The sequence below is a fragment of the Psychromarinibacter halotolerans genome (assembly GCF_029168315.1).
In the GTDB taxonomy this organism is placed as follows: Bacteria; Pseudomonadota; Alphaproteobacteria; order Rhodobacterales; family Rhodobacteraceae; genus Psychromarinibacter; species Psychromarinibacter halotolerans.
This window is the reverse complement of sequence record NZ_JARGYD010000004.1, coordinates 463658-481603: the sequence shown is the minus strand read 5'-3', so window position 1 is coordinate 481603 and position 17946 is coordinate 463658. Positions and strand designations below refer to the sequence as shown.

Genomic DNA, 17946 nt, shown 5'->3' with positions numbered 1-17946 from the left:
CCTCCGGATTAACGGGTGGGTGTGGCAGGATGGCGATGACCGCACGGGGCGTTTTCAACGCTGCGGTTCGCCCGGCGTCAGCGGCCACAACCGGGGGCTGTGGCGTGGGCGCTGAAGCTCTCGCGTCAGGCTGCCAGCGCGGCGGGGAGGCGTTCGCGTCCGGTCGTGCGGGACAGGCTGGCTGTCACGCCGACGAACAGGGCCAGCAGCACCAGCGCCCCCAGCGCGGCGCGGGGGAAGTCGCCCGCGACGTTCATGCCGACCAGCAGGAAGAACGGCCAGCTCAGGAACACCAACCCGCCGCCAAGGCAGTACAGCGCCGGGCGCAGCGGCAGAAGCCCCACCAACGCGGGCAGCAGGAAGATTTGCGGCAGGAAGTAGAACACCCAGCCAAGCGGACCGAACAGCCCCACCAGCAGGCCCAGCAGGAACAGCCGCGCCACCAGCCTTTGCCGGCGGTCCAGCGGCGCCGTGACGTGGTAACCCCACACCAGACCGGCCAGCATCGCCAGTTTGCCCAGCAGGCCGAACACCAGCGGCGTTTCCCCGATCCGCACGTTGCGGGCGGTCATGTCGATGGTCTCTGCCATGCCCAGCGCCGACGCGATGCCGTTCAGCACGACCTCGGCCGAAAAGGTCACGCCGGTGATCTGCGTGCCCGCCACAGCGTTCGTGACGCTGGCCAAGAAGGCGTGATGCAGGTCGGGGCCGGCCAGCACAAGGCTAAGCGCCGCGCAGCCCAGCGCCGCCGTCGCGAACCCGCCCAGCGCGCGCCAGTCGCGGTTGGCAAGGAAGATCAGGATCAGCGCGGCGGGCCCAAGCTTCAGCGCCGCCGCGATGCCCAGCAGCGCGCCGCCCAGCCATGACCGCCCGGCGCCGTAGCGTTCGAAGGCCAGCAGCGTCAGGAACACCACAAGGATATGCGGCTGCAATTGCACCATCGCCATGAAGCTTGTCAGCGATGTCAGAAGCGCCACGGCACTGACCGCGATCCATGCCCACAGCGGCATGGCCCAGCCGCGCGCCATCCGCCACGCGACAAGGCTGCTGGCGGCCAGAAGGCAGACCAGCACGATATCGGCGGCACGGAAGAACGTCTGCGGCTCCAGCGCGCCCGCCAGCGGCGAGACCAGCGCGGCCCACAGGGGCGGGTAGACGTAAGGCAGCACCTCGCCGCCATACAGGCCGATCTCTTGCAGCGCGGGCATCCATGCCGGGGGGGTGCCGCCGAAGAAGCCTTCAGGCGCGGCATAGACAAGGTCGAACCGGTCGTGTGCGAACAGCCAGCCGGCCATGTAGATCGCTGAAAGATCAGGGGGATGCGTATTCCACATAAAGCGGATGCCGATGGACATGACGGCGCCCAGAAGGATCAACGCCGCGCCAAGGCGAACGCGGGTGTCCGCGGTCTGCGTCGTGTCGTTCGAGAGTGCCACCACCGCCCCAGTTCCCACCCGGTCGTTTCCGTTCCCGATACAGTGGGAAGGGAAAAGGGCAGGAATGCGGCTTTTGCCTAGGCATTTAAGTGGTTTTTAGTCGATCCGAAGGGATCGGCCGGGGTCTGCTTTGGGCGATCAGGCGCTTTTCAGCTTGGGACGCGCGCCGCACGCGGCCCAGTCGCGAACCGCGTCGCCGAAGGCGCCGAACAGCTTTTGCGACACCGGGTCGTTCTCGGCGTTGTATTCCGGGTGCCATTGCACCGACAGCGTGAAGCCAGAGGCGCCCTTGACGTACAGCGCCTCGGGCGTGCCGTCGTCGGCCACACCGTCGATCACGATCCGGTCGCCGGTCTCGTCCACGCCCTGCCCGTGCAGGGTGTTGGTCATGACGACCGTGTCGCCCATCAGCGCCGCGAAGGGGCCGCCGTCCTGAAACGTCACCTTCTGGCGCAGGGCGAAGACCTCTTCCTCGGTGCCGTCGGGCGGCATCCGGTGGTTCATGCGGCCCGGAAGCTCGCGGATCTCGGGGTGCAGGGTCGAACCGTAGGCCACCGCGACCTCTTGGAACCCGCGGCAGACGCCAAGGTAGGGCTGCCCGCGTTCGGTCAGGGCGCGCACCAGCGGAAGCGCGATGCGGTCGCGATCCCGGTCGAAGGTGCCGTGCGCTTCGGTTTCGTCGTGGCCATATTCGTTCGGGTGGACATTGGGACGGCCGCCGGTGAACAGGAAGCCGTCGCACTGGTCCATCAGTTCCTCGACCGACACCAGGTCCGGGTCGGTGGGAACGATCAGCGGCGTACATTGCGACACCTTGGCCACGGCGCGGCTGCAGTGAAGCCCTGCCCCGTGCACCCGGTAGCGGTCATTGATCAGGTGGCTGTTGCCGATGATGCCGACGATGGGCCGTGCCATGTGTCTTCCTGCTCGCTGTGTCGCTGACAGACGATACATAAGCCCTGAACGGCCGATGGTCGAGAGCACAGGCGCACAGGCCGCCCGCCCCGTCAGCACATGCCTGCGAAACGGGCAGTCGGTGAGGGTTGGGTGGAGTGAGGCGTGCGGTGCGCGGGCGGTGCGCGGGTGGCGTGTTGTGTGGTGATCCACGGGGGCGGCGAACCCGAGGCGATCCGCAGGGTGCGCGGTCCACCGCGCACCGGATGCAAGCGGCAAGCCAACCCGTAGGGTGCGCGGTCTCCGCGCACCCCATGCATGCGGGGATCGCGCGCCCTACCCTTTGGCCTTCAATTGCAGGCGGCGGGCGTGCAGCACCGGCTCGGTGTAGCCCGAGGGCTGGTCGACCCCCTTGAACACCAGATCGCAGGCAGCCTGGAACGCGATGCCGTCGAAGTCAGGCGCCATCGGGCGGTAAGCCGCGTCGCCTTCGTTCTGACGATCCACGACCGCGGCCATCTTCTTCAGCGCGGCCATCACCTGTTCGCGGCTGACGACACCGTGGTGCAGCCAGTTCGCCAGCGCCTGACTGGAGATCCGGCAGGTGGCGCGGTCTTCCATCAGGCCGATGTCGTTGATGTCGGGCACCTTGGAACAGCCGACGCCCTGATCGACCCAGCGCACGACATAGCCAAGGATGCCTTGGGCGTTGTTCTCGATCTCGGCGGCGATGTCCTCGTCGGACAGGTTCTGACCCGTCATCACCGGCACCGTCAGCAGGTCCGACAGCGTGCCGCGCGGACCGCCGGCGGCGATGCCGTCCTGCACCGCGAACACGTCAACCTCGTGGTAGTGGGTGGCGTGCAGCGTCGCGGCGGTCGGCGACGGCACCCAAGCACAGGTCGCGCCCGCCTTCGGGTGGCCGATCTTGGCCTTCAGCATATCGGCCATCAGGTCCGGCATCGCCCACATGCCCTTGCCGATCTGCGCCTTGCCCTGAAGCCCGCAGGCCAGCCCGATATCGACGTTGCGATCCTCGTAGCTTGCGATCCACTTGGCGTTCTTCATCTCGCCCTTGCGGATCATCGGCCCCGCTTCCATTGCGGTGTGGATCTCGTCCCCGGTGCGGTCGAGGAAGCCGGTGTTGATGAAGGCCACCCGGTTTTTCGCGGCGCGGATGCATTCCTTGAGGTTCACGCTGGTGCGACGTTCCTCGTCCATGATGCCCAGTTTCACGGTATTGGCCGGAAGGCCCAGCATCTGCTCGACCCGCGTGAAAATCTCATCCGCGAAGGCGACCTCTTCGGGGCCATGCATCTTGGGCTTCACGACATAGACCGATCCGGCGACCGAGTTGCGCAGGCCGTCCGTCTTGGACAGGTCGTGCATCGCGATCAGCGTGGTGATGGCGGCGTCCATCAGCCCCTCGAACACCTCGTTGCCGTCGCGGTCGAGGATCGCGGGGTTGGTCATCAGGTGACCCACGTTCCGCACCAGCATCATGGCGCGGCCCTTCAGCACCAGCTTGCCGCCATCGGGCGAGACATAGGTGCGGTCGCCTTCCAGCTTGCGGGTGAAGGTGGTGCCGCCCTTGGACACCTCTTCGGTCAGATCGCCCTTCATCAGGCCCAGCCAGTTGGCATAGGCCAGCGTCTTGTCCTCACCGTCGACGCAAGCGACCGAGTCCTCGCAGTCCATGATCGCCGACACCGCCGATTCCAGCGCGATGTCCGAGATACCGGCCGGGTCCTGCTGGCCCACCGGGGTCGAGGGATCGACGGTGATCTGGATGTGCAGCCCGTTGACGCGCAGCAGGAACGCCGCCGGGTCGGCGGAATGACCCGCGAACTGCATCGGATCGGCCAGTCCGGTCTCTCCGGCGCCGTTCTCGACCAGCAGCGTGCCGCCCTCGGCCTTCAGCGACGTCACATCGGCCCACGATCCGCCCGCCAGCGGCGCGACCTTGTCCAGATGCGCCTTTGCCCATGCGATCACGCGGCCACCGCGTTCGGCGTCATAGCCCTTGCCCGCAGGCGTGTCGCCCAGCGCGTCTGTGCCGTACAGTGCGTCATACAGCGAGCCCCAGCGCGCGTTCGCGGCGTTCAGCGCATAGCGCGCGTTGGTGATCGGCACGACAAGCTGCGGGCCGGCGATGGTGGCGAACTCGGGGTCGATGCCGGTCGTCTCGATGGCGAAATCCTCGCCTTCCTCGACCAGATAGCCGATCTCGCGCAGGTAGGCTTCGTGTGCCTCCGGATCATGCCCGGCGCCCTTGCGGTCAGAAAACCACGCGTCCAGCTTCGCCTGCAGCGCGGCGCGCTTGTCCAGCAGGGCGCGGTTTTTCGGGCCAAGGTCGTGGATCAGGGCCGACAGCCCGTCCCAGAACGCATCGACCGACACGCCGGTGCCCGGCACCGCCTGCGTCTCGATGAACTCCGCCAGTTGCCCGTCGACCTGAAGCCCGGCTTTCGTCACTCGCGCCATGTGTTGTTCCATCCCTGTCCAGAAACGCGCGCCCGAAGGCGGCCCAGCCCTGAATAGGGCAGATGGGCGGACAGACGCAACACGGGCGGAGATCCCATGCCCGTCCGGCAGGGGCGACGGTCATTTCTGGAACGGCAAGGTCTGCTAAGTCAAAAGCCGCCCTACTACGGGGCGGCTGTCGCTTTCAGTGCAGGCACATGTTCGCAGTGTCGTCCCACCGCGCGCGCACGACGCTTGTCGACTCCCGCGTCTCTTCTTGGCGGACAAGGCAGCGGCGGCTGACCAGCCGCGACGACACCCGGAAGTTGCGGTCGATGCGTACCACCAGAAGCTTCTGGAACGTCCCGTCCAGCGTAACCGAAATCTCGTCCGCTTTGCTGAAGGGCGTGATCGTGCAGATCTTGACCGACTCGCCGTTCAGGCAGCCGTCTTCGCAATCGCACTGGTCATTGCCCAGCTTGGCCAGGCTGATGCCATAGGTGATTGCGCCGTGCAGTTCGCCGATCTGCGCATAGACGTTCAGGTGCCGCCCCGTATCGAGGTGGTAGTCCCGTGCCAGATAAAGCAGCTGGTAGAAATACGGCACCAAGGAAAGATCTGCCTCTGGGCAAAGATACCTGAGTGACGCTTCCAACTCTCGACGCGACATGGGCTTATCTTGCCCACCACCGTCTTGTCCAAGTTCAGAGTGTGTCCGGGTATCCTCCCAGCACACCCACTTCGAATCTTCCCAGAACCCATCGGGAAATTCATCATGATACATTTGTAGTGTCCCCATCCGACATTTCGGGAATCACACGCAAATGCGGAATTTCCAAGGCAAGGCGCCCGAAGAAGACGCCAAAGGCGCGGGGAGTCGCCGGGGAAAATCGCGTGCCGGCAAGTCATTGCCGATGTGACCGGCGTGGGCGGAATACCCGCTATGCGAAAATCGTAAAGAAATCATTACAACTTAAAGTGTTAAAGAGTGTTTTTAACCACTTAAATTTTTGGGTTTGCGGCGCGTCCCGCGCCATTTCGCTTTTGAAACGACCCGAGCGGCGCAGGGTCCGGTCGGACTGGCTGGAAGATCAGCCAGTCTCGACGCGGAACGCGCGGAAAATTTATTGAACTTCTTCCGCTTCGCCGGTGCGCCCGTCAATAATGACGTCTGGATTGTCGGGATTGTTTCCTTCTTCGGCAAGATTGCCCAAGTAATACGCGCCATAGCCAAGCGCGAATAGGACGACGACCGCCATGCCGATCAGCGGGCCTCGGTGCCAGCGGGTCTGTTTTTCGATGTTCGTGTCGGGTGCGGACATTGCATCCTCCTGTCGTTGACCTTCGGGAACCAACGACGGGACCGCGCCCACGGTTCGGTCACGAAACCGCGAGGTCAGGCGCGCCAGAACTTCGTGGTGAACAGGACGATCACGACCATCACCTCGAGCCGCCCGATCAGCATCGCGGCAGACAGAATCCACTTCGCGGTATCGGGCAGCGGCGCGAAATTGCCCGACGGCCCGATGATCGGACCAAGACCGGGGCCGATGTTCGCCAAAGTCGCCGCCGCGCCAGACACGGATGTGACTGTGTCCAGCCCCGTCGTGGCCAGCAGGACCGAGAACAGGCCCAGAAGCACCACGAAGGCCACAAAGAACGAGATGACCGAATCCATCACGTCCTTGCCAACCGGCCGGCCCTCGTACCTTGGGGTGAACACGCCATGGGGGGCGTGGATCTTGCCGACTTGGGCGCGGATGGAGGCGAACAAAAGCTGATAGCGGAAGATCTTGACCGAACAGGCGGTCGATCCGGCGCAGCCGCCGATCAGGCCGATGAAGAAGAAGGCCACCACCGGGAACCCGCCCCACAGCTGATAGTCGACGCTGGCAAAGCCGGTGCCCGAGATGATCGAGGTGACGTTGAACAGCCCTTCGCGCAGGGCATGTTCGGCGTGGTCGTCGTTGGCGATGACGCGGTACACGGCCATCACCCCCACAAGGATCGCGATGGTGCCAAGATAGGCGCGGATCTGGCTGTCGCGCATGATCGGCTGCGCGGTGCCGGCCATCATCTGCACGTAGCGAACGAACGGCAGGCTAGCCAGAACCATGAACACCGAGGCCACGTATTCCGCCGGCCCCTGAAAGGTGCCGAAGGACGCGTCGTAGGTGGAAAAGCCGCCCGTCGAAATCGTGGTCAGCGCATGGTTCAACGCATCGAACCCATCCATCCCGGTGGCAAGATAGGCCATCACGTTGGCCAAGGTCAGCAACAGGTAGATCACCGAGATGCGGCTGGCGATCTCTGCCGCGCGGGGCAGCACCTTGCCGCCGGTGTCGAACGCCTCGGACCGGAAGATCTGCATCCCGCCGACGCGCAGTTCGGGCAGGAATACCATCGCGACCACGATGATCCCGACGCCCCCGAACCATTGCAGCATGGATCGCCACAGAAGGATGCCCTCGGGCAGGTCGTCCAGCCCCGAGAAAACCGTGGCCCCCGTGGTGGTCATGCCGGACATCGCCTCGAAATAGGCGTCGACCATACGGGCGTCGGGCGGGCCAAGCATGAAGGGCAGCGCACCGAACACCGGCATGAACAGCCAGACGCTGGTGGCCAGAAGAAAGGTCTGCTGGATCGTCAGCCGCTCAGCGACGCCATTGGCGCAGGCGATCGCGATGGACCCGCCACAGACAAGGGTCAGCACCCCCGCCTCTAGGAAGATGTGCCAATGACCGTTGCTGTACAGCAGGTCCGCGAACATCGGGACGACCATCGTCACCCCGATGAAGGCGATGAGAAGGCCGGTCACATATCCTACGGGACGAAGGTCGAACATGGCCGGCAGGCTTGTCTCTGCACCGCGGCGCTGTCAAGCGGCCGGGTGATCGTGACGCCGGGCTGTGACCCCGGCGATCACGCCCCGCTACCCGACGTGGTACAGGCTTTCGAACAGCCGCGGGTCAAGACTGGCCGCCGCGAAGGTGTCGCCCTCGGTCAGGACCGACACCGCGTCGTGGCTGTGCAGGCTTTCCTGATGGCTGGCGACGACACGGAAATCGCCGACGCGCACGTCGGCTTGCAACTGCTCCGAGAACAGACGCGCCGCGTCCTCGACGAAAATCGGGTTGGCTGCGTTGAGTTCCGCAAAGGCCTGTTCGTCCTCGCGCTTGACCATCACCTGCGTCTCGGTCGGCACCGCGCGGCGGCACATCTCGACAAGATCCTCGAACCACAGGCAGCCCTGCCCCTCTTCCACCACGACCGACACCCGCGCCACCGACCGCTGCGAATGCGGCGTGGCCAGTTGACCGCGCTGCGCCCGCGCGTGTTCGCTGAGTTCCAGCGAACAGGGGCAGGTCGACGAATAGACGTAATCCAGATGGATCACCTTGCGCCGTTCTCCCGCCTGTTCGACCAGTTCCAGCGCGATGTCGTAATACTGATAGCCCGAGAGGCCGGACCGCAGGCTGTCCACCTTCATCGGGAACCGGAACCGCATCATGATCCGCGCGTCGAAGCTTTCGAGGTCGGACTTGTAGTCCTCTAGCGCGGCGGCGATCACCTCGAAGCTGAACGTCTCTTCGGCGTGCTTGTAGAACGACCGCATGATGCGGGACATGTTGATGCCCTTCTTCCCGGCGTCGAGGCTGACGGTACCGGTGATCGAGGTTTCAAGCGTCAGGTCGCCGTTGTCGCGGGTGTGATACCGGATCGGCAGGCGGAAGTTCGAAATCCCGACATGCTGGATCGCGCGCTTTGCGCCGCGGATCAGGCTTTCGGGCCCGTTCTGCAAATCGGGCAACGTGGCGCGATAGTTCGGCCCGGCCTCGAAATCCTCGGGATAGGCGCGGGCCAGCGCCGGATAGTCGGCGGGACCGGGCCGCGCCAGCAGCCGGGTCAGCGCCGGGTCGACGTCGCGGATCTCTTCCGGCGCGGCGGTCCCGGCCCAGCGGCGCAGCACGTCGAGAGCGCGTTCGGCGTCGGCGCGGTCAAGGCCGTCGCCCATTTTAGTGAAGACGTTCATGATGCATCCCCTTGCGGCATCGTCCGGCCAGCACCTAGTGCCGGCTGTTGCGGTTGCAATCAAAGCTGAAGGGGATACGTGCCGCTTGCCGCCACGGATCACCCATGCCGGACCTTGTCGCCACGCCGCGCCCCTTGTCGCGGAAACGGGGCAAGGCTACTGTCCGCGAAACTCCCAACACGGTGTTTCATGAAAATCGGAATACTCCAGACCGGGCACCTGCCCGACGCGCTTCAGTCCGAGTTCCCAGACTATCCAACCATGTTCCAGAACCTGCTTGCGGGACAGGGTTTCGAGTTCGAGACCTACCCGGTGCTTGAAATGGTGCTGCCCGGTTCGATCCACGCCGCCGATGGCTGGCTGATCACCGGCTCGCGCCACGGCGCCTATGAGGATCATCCGTGGATCCCGCCGCTGGAACAGTTCATCCGCGACGCCCACGCCGCCGACATCCCGTTGGTCGGTATCTGCTTCGGCCATCAGATCATCGCGCAGGCGCTGGGGGGCAAGGTCGAGAAATATTCCGGCGGCTGGACCGTCGGGCGTCAGTGCTATCACTTCGACGGGGTCGGCGACGTGTTCGTGAACGCGTGGCATCAGGACCAAGTGACGGAACGCCCGGATGGCGCCGAGGTCATCGCCACCGGCCCGCACAGCCCAAACGCCGGGCTGCTGTACGGACGCCACGCCTTTACCCTTCAACCCCACCCCGAGTTCGAGGCCCCCTATGTCGAAGGGCTGCTGGACAAGCGCGCCCCCGGTGTGGTGCCCGCCGACCTGATCGAGGCCGCCCGCACCCAGCTGGACGAAACGGTGGACCGCCCCGTGACCGCGGAAATGATCGCAAGGTTCTTCAAGGAGCGCCGCCATGTCTGACTGGAACTCTGCCCTGCCCGATGCCGCCCAAGCGTGGCTGGAAGGCCGACGGCTGGACGAGGTCGAGTGCATCGTCGCCGACCTTGCCGGCGTTGCGCGCGGCAAGGCGATGCCCGCCGCCAAATTCGCCAAGCAGCCGTATTTCTACCTGCCCAACTCGATCTTCCTGCAGACGATCACCGGGGACTGGGTCGATGACGGGTCGGACTTTACCGAGCCGGACATGATCCTGCGCCCGGATTTCGAGACCGCGACCGCCGCGCCGTGGACGGCCGACTGGACGCTACAGGTGATCCACGACATCGAAGATCGGGACGGCAACCCGATCCCCGTTGCCCCGCGCAACGTGCTTAAACGCGTCGTACAATTGTACAACGACCGCGGATGGGAGCCGATCGTCGCGCCCGAGATGGAATTCTTCCTTGTCGCGCGCAACATCGACCCGAACCAGCCGGTCGAGCCGCCGATGGGACGCTCGGGCCGCCGGGCCGCCGCGCGTCAGGCCTATTCCATGTCGGCTGTCGACGAATACGGCACCGTCATCGACGACATCTACGACTTCGCCGAGGCGCAGGGCTTCGAGATCGACGGCATCCTGCAGGAAGGCGGCGCCGGGCAGATCGAGATGAACCTGCGGCACGGCGATCCGGTGAAGCTGGCCGACGAGATCTTCTATTTCAAGCGCCTGATCCGCGAGGCCGCGTTGCGGCACGACTGCTTCGCGACCTTCATGGCCAAGCCGATTCAGGACGAGCCGGGCTCGGCGATGCACATCCACCATTCGGTGGTCGACGCGAAGACGGGCCAGAACATCTTCTCGAACCCCGACGGCAGCGAGACCCCGGCCTTTCGCCACTTCATCGGCGGGATGCAGCGGCACCTGCCCTCGGTCATCGCGGTGATGGCGCCTTACGTGAACAGCTATCGCCGGTACGTGCGCGACCATGCGGCACCGATCAACCTTGAATGGGCCAGCGACAACCGCACCACGGGCATCCGGGTGCCGGTGTCGGGCCCCACGGCGCGCCGGGTCGAGAACCGGATCGCCGGGATGGACTGCAACCCCTATCTTGGCATCGCGGCCTCGCTGGCGTGCGGCTATCTGGGGCTTGTCGAACAGATCGAACCGCGCCCGGCCTTCGCTGGCAACGCCTATGACCTCGAACCCGCGCTGCCCGACGGGCTTGGCGTTGCGCTGGACCAGTTCGCGGGCGCCGAGGCGATCCGCGAGGTCCTGCACCCCGAGTTCAGCCGCATCTACGAGGCGGTGAAACAGGTCGAGTATCAGGAGTTCCTGCAGGTGATCAGCCCGTGGGAACGCGAGCACCTTCTACTGAACGTCTGAGGCCATGAACCTTCTTCACGCCAACGACCGGCCCGGCACGTATCCCGGCAGCTGGTACGCCGCCAGTGCCGAGCCGCTGCCGCCCTTCCCCGCGCTGGACGGCGACACGCGCGCCGACATCGTTATCGTCGGCGGCGGTTTCACCGGCCTGTCGACCGCGCTGCACGCCGCTCGCCTTGGCTATGACGTCGCGGTGATCGAAGCGCATCGCGTCGGCTTCGGCGCGTCGGGCCGCAACGGCGGGCAAGTTCTGGTGGGCCAACGCAAGGATCAGGTCTGGCTGGAACAGACCTTCGGCAAGGACGACGCCCGCAAGCTTTGGGACATCGGCTGGGAATCGGTTGAACTGGTCAAATCGCTGATCGCGGACCACGGCATCTACGCGGAATGGCGGACCGGCGTGGCTGACGCTGCGTGGTCGGCCGAGGACGCCGCCCACGCCGCCGAATATGCCGCCAAGCTGCGCGACGACTATGGCCTTGCCTCGGCGCAGGCGCTGGACCGTGACGGCATTCGCGCGCTGATCGGGTCCGAGGCGTTTCACGGCGGCATGATCGAACGTGCCTCGGGTCACCTGCACCCGCTGCGGTATGCGTTCGGGCTGGCGAAGGCGGCGGTCGAGGCCGGCGTGCGCATCTACGAGCGGACCGAGGCGCAGTCGGTAAAAACCGGCATCGTGCGCACCGCGTCGGGCACAATCCGGGCCGATCAGGTCGTTCTGGCCTGCAATGGCTATCTCGGCGGGCTGGAGCGCAAGGTCGCGGCGCGGATCATGCCGATCAACAACTTCATCGTCGCGACCGAACCCCTTGGCGACCGCGCGCGCGAGGTTCTGGCCGAGGATATCGCGGTCGCCGACACCAAGTTCGTGGTGAATTACTGGCGCCTGTCGCATGACGGGCGGCTGCTGTTCGGCGGTGGCGAGAACTATGGCTACCGCTTTCCGAAGGACCTTGCCGCCGTCGCGCGCAAACCGATGTTAGAGATCTACCCGCAACTGGCCGACGTGAAGATCGACCACGCGTGGGGCGGCACGCTGGCGATCACCCGGTCGCGGATGCCCGACTTTGCCCGGCCCCGGCCCGGCATCTGGTCCGCCTCGGGCTATTCGGGCCACGGGGTCGCGATGGCGACGCTGGCGGGCAAGATCCTTGCGCAGGCAATGCACGGGGACATGAGCCGGTTCGACGTGATGGCCAAGGCCCGTCCGCCCGCCCTGCCCCCGCTGGGTCCGGCGCGCGGCACGCTGGTGGCTTTGGCGATGTCGTGGTTCGCCTTGCGCGACCGGCTGGGGATGTAACGCGGGCAGCGCCCGCTTTATGCAGACTGCCCGTCCCGGGCCGAGGGATGCACCGCCTCGGATGCGTCCGCCCCCACGACGCGGCGCTTGCGCAGCAGGAACACCTTGCCCCACCCCCGAAAGGTGCCCACCGACGGCGCCAACGGGTCGCACGGAAACCTGTCGCGCCAGTCGTCTGGAAGCGGCAGGCCCAGCGTTTCGGATTTTTCCAGCATCCAGACCAGCGGGATGTTCGCCAGCGGGCGCGCCGCTTCGAATCCCGACAACTGGCCGCCGATATCCCCGTGCGAGCCTCGGAACCACATCTGTTCCACCGTGCCGCTGTGGCCGGGCCGCGTCTTCCAGAGAACGGGCGAGAACGCCTCTCTCGTTTCGTGAAGCGCCAGCGCCTGAAAGCCGTGGCGGATATGCGGCCCAAGCTCGTGGTTGTGGAACAGGTGCGGGCGTTCGGTCCATTGCCAGACGATGGGCAGGCGCAGGCCCAGCGCCTTGACCGTGTCCCAGACGCCGACCATCTCGACCTCGACCAGCGGATGACAGCGTCGCTCGCGGAAGATCGAGGCGCCGGGGCTGTCGCCGTTGCGTTCGTAATATCGGTACGCCAGCCGGATGTTGCGTTCCGTCGCGTGTTCCGGAAGCAGCAGCCCCACACGGTCGATCAGCCCGGCCAGTGACCGAACCGCATAGCCGCCGCGCGAATAGCCGAACAGCCAGATGCGATCGCCCGGATGATAGCGCGAGGACAGAAAACCATAGACCCGGCGGATCTGCCGGTTGATGCCGCGTCCCTCGATCACATCGCGGGAACTGCGCCACCCGGTCCACTGGATGCCGGATTCATAGCGCACCGACAGCCGCCGGCCGGTCCCGTTCGAGGATCGCGCGACCTCTTGCAGCAGCTTGTACAGCAAACCGGCGTTGGTCTCGCGCCCCGCGTCCAGCGAGGACAGCGTGCCGTCAAGGATGATGACGTGATCGACCGCACCGCGCACCGGCGCGGGCGTCGTTTCGGCCCGCGGGCGCAGGCGCAGCCAGCCTAGAAGGCGGTCGCGCCAGCGCATGTTAGTTTCCTCCTGCCGTCACGCCTTTCACGCGGCGTTCAGCAGCTCCCAGACCCGCATGGGCGTGAAGGGCATCGCGACGTTCTGGATCCCGCGGTCCCACACGGCGTCCTGCACCGCGTTGGTCACGGCGGCCAGTGCGCCGACGGTCCCCGCCTCGCCACAGCCCTTCATGCCCATGATGTTGGCGGTCGAGGGCACGGGTTCCGAGTTGAACATGATCCACGGCGTGTCATAGGCGCGCGGCATTGAATAATCCATGAAGGTCGCGGTCAGAAGCTGGCCGTCCTCGTCATAGACCACGCGTTCGTTGATCGCCTGACCGATACCCTGCGCAACGCCGCCGTGGACCTGCCCTTCGGCCAGCATCGGGTTGATCAGGTTCCCGAGGTCGTCGACCACGGTGTACTTGACCACCGTCGTTTCGCCGGTGTCGGGGTCGATCTCGACCTCTGCGAAATGCGCGCCGTTCGGATAGGACCGGCCGGGGATCTTCGCCTTTTCGCGGAACGACAGCAGGTCGGTGCGGTTCTTCTCGCGCGCCATCGCGGCCACCTCAAGGAAGCTGGGCGTGGCGTTCGAGCCTTCGATCCGGAACCGTTCGTCGTCAAAGCTGACGTCGCTTTCGTCGACGCCGTTTTCTTCCGCAAGGAACTTGGTGAAGGCCTTGGTCATCACCTCGACCGTGTACAGCACGGCGTTGTTCTGCGTCGTGACAGAGCGCGAGCCGCCCGTGCCGCCACCGATGGCGATGCGGTCGCTGTCGCCCTGAACGAAGCTGATCTTGTCCACCGGAATCCCGGTCTGGTCGCTGAGGAACTGCGCGAACACGGTCTCGTGCCCCTGCCCGTTCGACTGGGTGCCGACGTAGATCGTGGCGGTGCCGTCCTCGTTGAAATCGACCTGCGTGTGCTCGGACGGATCGCCGAGGATCGATTCAATGTAATAGCACAGGCCAAGCCCGCGCAGCTTGCCCGCCTCGGCCGACTTGGCCTTGCGCGCCGCGAAGCCCGCAAGGTCGGCCTCGGCCTCGGCGCGGTTCAGCACCTTGTTGAAATCGCCCACGTCATAGTTCTCGCCCGTGACGGTCTTGTACGGGAACTTGTCGACCGGGATGAAGTTCTTGCGCCGCAATTCCAGCGGATCGACGCCCAGCACGCGGGCGGCGTTGTCCATCGAGCGCTCCAGCGCAAAGATCGCCTCGGGCCGGCCGGCGCCGCGATAGGCGTCGGTGGGGACGGTGTTGGTGAAGATGCCCTTCACCTCCAACAGCGCGTGCTGCACGTCGTAGACGCCCATCAGAACGCGGGCGAACAGGAAGCTTTGGATGAACTGGCCGAAGTTCGAGCTGTAGGCGCCCATGTCGGACATGGTCTGAACCCAGTAGCCGATCAGCTTGTTGTCGGCATCGAAGGCCATCTTGGTGGTCGAAACCAGCGCGCGGCCGCCGTTGTCGGTCAGCATCGCCTCGGTCCGGTCGGACATCCACAGCACCGGCTTTCCAGCGCGCTTGGACGCTTCGGCGATGACGAAATACTCGGGATACGGCGGGGCCTTCATGCCAAAGCCGCCGCCGACGTCGGGATGGGTCACGCGGACCTTTTCCTCGTCCATGCCGAAGCTTTTCGCGAGATGGGATTTCATACCCCAGACGCCCTGCCCGTTGAAGCACAGGTGCAGCTTGTCTCCGTCCCACTCGGCATAGGCGCCGCGCGGTTCCATCGAGTTCACGATGATCCGGTTGTCCACGACTTCCAGTTCGATGACCTTGTGGGCTTCTTCGAAGACCTTCTTGGTCGCCGCCTCGTCCCCGTCGCAGAAGTCGTAAACGATGTTGTCCTTGGTGTGGTCGGGGTGCAGTTCCTCGCCCCCCGGCACCGGGTCGATCTTGGCGGGCAGTTCGTCATAGTCGAATTCGATCAGCTCTGCCGCGTCCTTGGCTTGCGCCATCGTTTCGGCGATCACGCAGGCATAGGCTTCGCCGACATAGCGCACGCGATCCGTCGCCAGAACCGGGCGCGGCGCGGCGCAGCCTTCGGACCCATCGCGGTTCGGGACTTGGCTGAACTCGATGTTCATGTCGACGCCCGCGTCGATCAAGTCCTGCGCCGTCAGCACGGCGTGCACGCCATCCACGTCTTTCGCTTCTGCGGTGTCGATGCCCTTGATGACCGCATGTGCGACGGTCGAGCGGACGAAATAGGCCACCAGCGAGCCTTCCGGCGCGATATCCTCGACGTAACGGCCGTGGCCGGTCAGCAGACGCAGGTCCTCTACCCGCTTGACCGACTGGCTTTTCCCGAACTTCTCCATGCTGCGCTCCCTGATGCGTGGCCGTTTGCCGGGGAGCCTAGCCGTTCGCGCCCCGGTGTCCAGCCCCCGCGAACCGGAAGATCACGCAGATTCCGTGTCTTGCCGGGACGGCCCGACGTCCCCCTCCCAGCAGGCGTGGCGGCCAAGGCGGAAAACCACGATCTGGTCGCCGGGCCCGTAGGTCTTGCGCAGCCAGTCTGCGTCGTGGGGAAAGCTTTCTCCGGTCCGGCCATCCGGCTCGCGCCATGTCAGGCGGCCCTGCTGGGCGCCCCCGATCCGCAGCCGCAGGTCGCGCACCCCCATGACGTCCGCCATGCGACGATCGCCGTCGCGGCGGACCTTGATGGCGCGGTTCGCCCGCTGGCCGACGGCCCACAGGGCGGCAAGGCCCAGCAGCCCCAGCACAAGCGCACCCCAACGCAGGCGGGCGCCGATGCGGGCGTAGAAGCCCAGATCGGTCTCGACCGCGCCGGGCGTTTCGGGATCGTATCGTACCGGGCGTTCATCGCCTTCGGCCAGTGAATCGTAATACGAGGGATCGACGGTCACCGTCTCTGTCCGCCCACCGCCGCCGCGCGCCTTGAAGGTGAAGGTCACGAACCGCGTTTCGCCCTCGGCCCGCTTGTCGGTGACAGTGGCATAGGCCAGCGCCCCGTCCCGGTCGATCCGGTCCGCAAGAAACAGCGCCCCGGCGCTGAACAGCGTGGTCACCAGCAACGCGACCGCCAGCACGATTGCCGCCCAGCCGCCAAAGCGCAGGAACAGGCTGAACCAACTGCGCGGTTCCGTCCGATGATGCCTGCGCCGGTAGGTCGTCATTTGTCCCCTGCCTTGGTTCGTGCGCCAACCGTAAAAGAGTCCCCGCCCCGCGGGAAGCGGGATCGCGACACGAAGGAGGACGCCGTTGGATTAAGGATCGTCAAAGTATCTGATTTGTGAAATTCAAGCCGTAAAAATGCGCAATAATTTGCGGTTAATGTTCGCTTCGTACAGCAAGCCAATCGTCGATTTCGCCAATGTTGCGCAGCACGATGTCCGCGTGCGGGGCCAGCGTGTCGGCGTCGGCCATGCCCGTCAGCACGGCGACACAGTGCATACCAGCGGCGCGCCCGGCCTCTAGATCATGGGTGGAATCGCCGATCATCGCGATGGCACCCGGAGCCAGACCGACGGCTTCGGCAAAGGCAAGGCACATGCCTGGGTCCGGTTTGCCGCCATGCCCGGAATCGTAGCCAGCGATAAAGTCGAACATGCCGGACAGCCCCGCCGCTTCGATATGCGCGCGGGCGGGGACCTCGGCGTCGTTCGTGGCGATACCCAGCTTCAGGCCCGCATCGCGGAAGCCGGTGAACAGGGGAACCAGCGGCACCGCCTCGACCTGCGTCGCCTTGGCGGCGTTGGCATTCAGGCGGGCGACGATCTCTTCGCCTGACAGTTCGGGCACGCCCGGCCCCAGCAGCAGCACGATGTCGTCCGGTGTGCCCGCGATCACCGGGCTTCCCGGATCGAAGCGGCCCGCCGCGAAGTCGAAACCGATCCGCGCGCCCAGTTCCGATGCCCGTTCGATGTCACCCTGCGCGAAGTCGGTCAACGTCGCTGCGGCCCACGCATTCCACGTCGCTTCGAAATCGAACAGCGTGCCGTCCTTGTCGAACAAAAGCCCCTGTATTTTCGCCATCTGATCCCTCCTAGCGGTCGACCTTCCTTGCCACAGCCACGCGGCGTCCGACAGGCGGAACTCTGGTAGTTGACACAGACAATCAGTTTAGTTGACAATGCCAATCATGTACCGTCTTCGCGACTCCCTCGGCTATCGCCTTACCATCGCGTCCCGCGTTCAACAGCGGCGACTGGAAGAAAAGCTGCGCCCCCTTGGGCTGTCCCGTCTGGACTGGGTGATCCTTGTCGCCGTGGGGTACGAGGATCTGCGCCAGCCGTCCGACATCGCCGACCACGTCGGCGTCGACCGCACCGCAGTGTCCCGCGCCCTGCGCCGGATGGAAGAGGCCGGACTGATCGACCGCAACGACGGCAAGGGCGATGGCCGCACCCGGCATGTCGCCCTGACCGAGACTGGGCAGCGCACGCTAGCGGACGCCACCCCGCTTGCGCAGGCCAACGCCGAACTGATCGCCGACCGCCTGTCCGAGGGGGAACGGGAACTGCTGGCGCGGTTGCTGTCCAAGCTGATCACCGACGACGATTCACGTCCGTCCAAGTTCTGA

The 17946-nt window shown here is 65.4% G+C and carries 15 protein-coding genes; 4 read left to right on the top strand and 11 right to left on the bottom strand.

Annotation, left to right across the window (positions count from 1 at the left end):
- Positions 1-125 precede the first annotated feature (125 nt).
- The 7 genes from P1K30_RS13440 to folE2 all read right to left on the bottom strand — a co-directional run bounded on the left by P1K30_RS13440 (position 126) and on the right by folE2 (position 8826).
- Positions 126-1436, bottom strand: a complete 1311-nt coding sequence (locus P1K30_RS13440; RefSeq protein WP_275633257.1) for a glycosyltransferase family 87 protein — start codon at positions 1434-1436, stop codon at positions 126-128.
- A gap of 138 nt (positions 1437-1574) precedes the next feature.
- Complete coding sequence (locus tag P1K30_RS13435; protein WP_275633256.1) at positions 1575-2351, bottom strand: gamma-glutamyl-gamma-aminobutyrate hydrolase family protein; 777 nt, start codon at positions 2349-2351, stop codon at positions 1575-1577.
- 315 nt (positions 2352-2666) lie between these two features.
- Positions 2667-4814, bottom strand: a complete 2148-nt coding sequence (locus P1K30_RS13430) for a malate synthase G (protein ID WP_275633255.1) — start codon at positions 4812-4814, stop codon at positions 2667-2669.
- 184 nt (positions 4815-4998) lie between these two features.
- Positions 4999-5400 (bottom strand): hypothetical protein, encoded by a 402-nt coding sequence (locus P1K30_RS13425; protein ID WP_275633254.1) that lies wholly within the window; start codon positions 5398-5400, stop codon positions 4999-5001.
- 517 nt (positions 5401-5917) lie between these two features.
- Positions 5918-6115: a hypothetical protein gene (locus P1K30_RS13420; protein WP_275633253.1), complete on the bottom strand. Its 198-nt coding sequence runs from the start codon at positions 6113-6115 to the stop codon at positions 5918-5920.
- Positions 6116-6189: 74 nt separating this feature from the next.
- Positions 6190-7638 (bottom strand): TrkH family potassium uptake protein, encoded by a 1449-nt coding sequence (locus P1K30_RS13415; RefSeq protein WP_275633252.1) that lies wholly within the window; start codon positions 7636-7638, stop codon positions 6190-6192.
- A gap of 87 nt (positions 7639-7725) precedes the next feature.
- Positions 7726-8826, bottom strand: a complete 1101-nt coding sequence (gene folE2 / locus P1K30_RS13410; RefSeq protein WP_275633251.1) for a GTP cyclohydrolase FolE2 — start codon at positions 8824-8826, stop codon at positions 7726-7728.
- 189 nt (positions 8827-9015) lie between these two features.
- Here folE2 and P1K30_RS13405 point away from each other — a divergent pair, with 189 nt between their 5' ends.
- Genes P1K30_RS13405 through P1K30_RS13395 form a run of 3 tightly spaced genes read left to right on the top strand, consistent with a single transcriptional unit; the run spans position 9016 to position 12347 of the window.
- On the top strand, positions 9016-9702 hold the full coding sequence (locus P1K30_RS13405; protein ID WP_275633250.1) for a type 1 glutamine amidotransferase: 687 nt from the start codon (positions 9016-9018) through the stop codon (positions 9700-9702).
- Positions 9695-11047, top strand: a complete 1353-nt coding sequence (locus tag P1K30_RS13400) for a glutamine synthetase family protein (RefSeq protein ID WP_275633249.1) — start codon at positions 9695-9697, stop codon at positions 11045-11047. The genes P1K30_RS13405 and P1K30_RS13400 overlap by 8 nt, the downstream gene beginning before the upstream one ends.
- Positions 11048-11051: 4 nt before the next feature.
- Positions 11052-12347, top strand: coding sequence for an NAD(P)/FAD-dependent oxidoreductase (locus P1K30_RS13395; RefSeq protein WP_275633248.1), 1296 nt, complete (start codon positions 11052-11054; stop codon positions 12345-12347).
- Between the two features lie 17 nt (positions 12348-12364).
- Here the strand turns inward: P1K30_RS13395 and P1K30_RS13390 are convergent, their stop codons facing one another.
- The 4 genes from P1K30_RS13390 to P1K30_RS13375 all read right to left on the bottom strand — a co-directional run bounded on the left by P1K30_RS13390 (position 12365) and on the right by P1K30_RS13375 (position 17399).
- Entirely contained in the window at positions 12365-13408 is a 1044-nt protein-coding gene (locus P1K30_RS13390) for a DUF2235 domain-containing protein (protein WP_275633247.1), read from the bottom strand.
- A 27-nt stretch (positions 13409-13435) separates the two neighbouring features.
- Positions 13436-15721: a xanthine dehydrogenase family protein molybdopterin-binding subunit gene (locus tag P1K30_RS13385; protein ID WP_275633246.1), complete on the bottom strand. Its 2286-nt coding sequence runs from the start codon at positions 15719-15721 to the stop codon at positions 13436-13438.
- 81 nt (positions 15722-15802) lie between these two features.
- The gene (locus P1K30_RS13380) at positions 15803-16540 is read right to left on the bottom strand and encodes a DUF3592 domain-containing protein (RefSeq protein WP_275633245.1); all 738 of its coding nucleotides are present in this window, start codon (positions 16538-16540) and stop codon (positions 15803-15805) included.
- Positions 16541-16694: 154 nt separating this feature from the next.
- A complete protein-coding gene (locus P1K30_RS13375; RefSeq protein WP_275633244.1) occupies positions 16695-17399 on the bottom strand; it encodes an HAD family hydrolase in 705 nt (234 codons plus the stop codon).
- A 106-nt stretch (positions 17400-17505) separates the two neighbouring features.
- Between P1K30_RS13375 and P1K30_RS13370 the strand changes: the two genes are divergently transcribed.
- Complete coding sequence (locus tag P1K30_RS13370; RefSeq protein ID WP_275633243.1) at positions 17506-17946, top strand: MarR family winged helix-turn-helix transcriptional regulator; 441 nt, start codon at positions 17506-17508, stop codon at positions 17944-17946.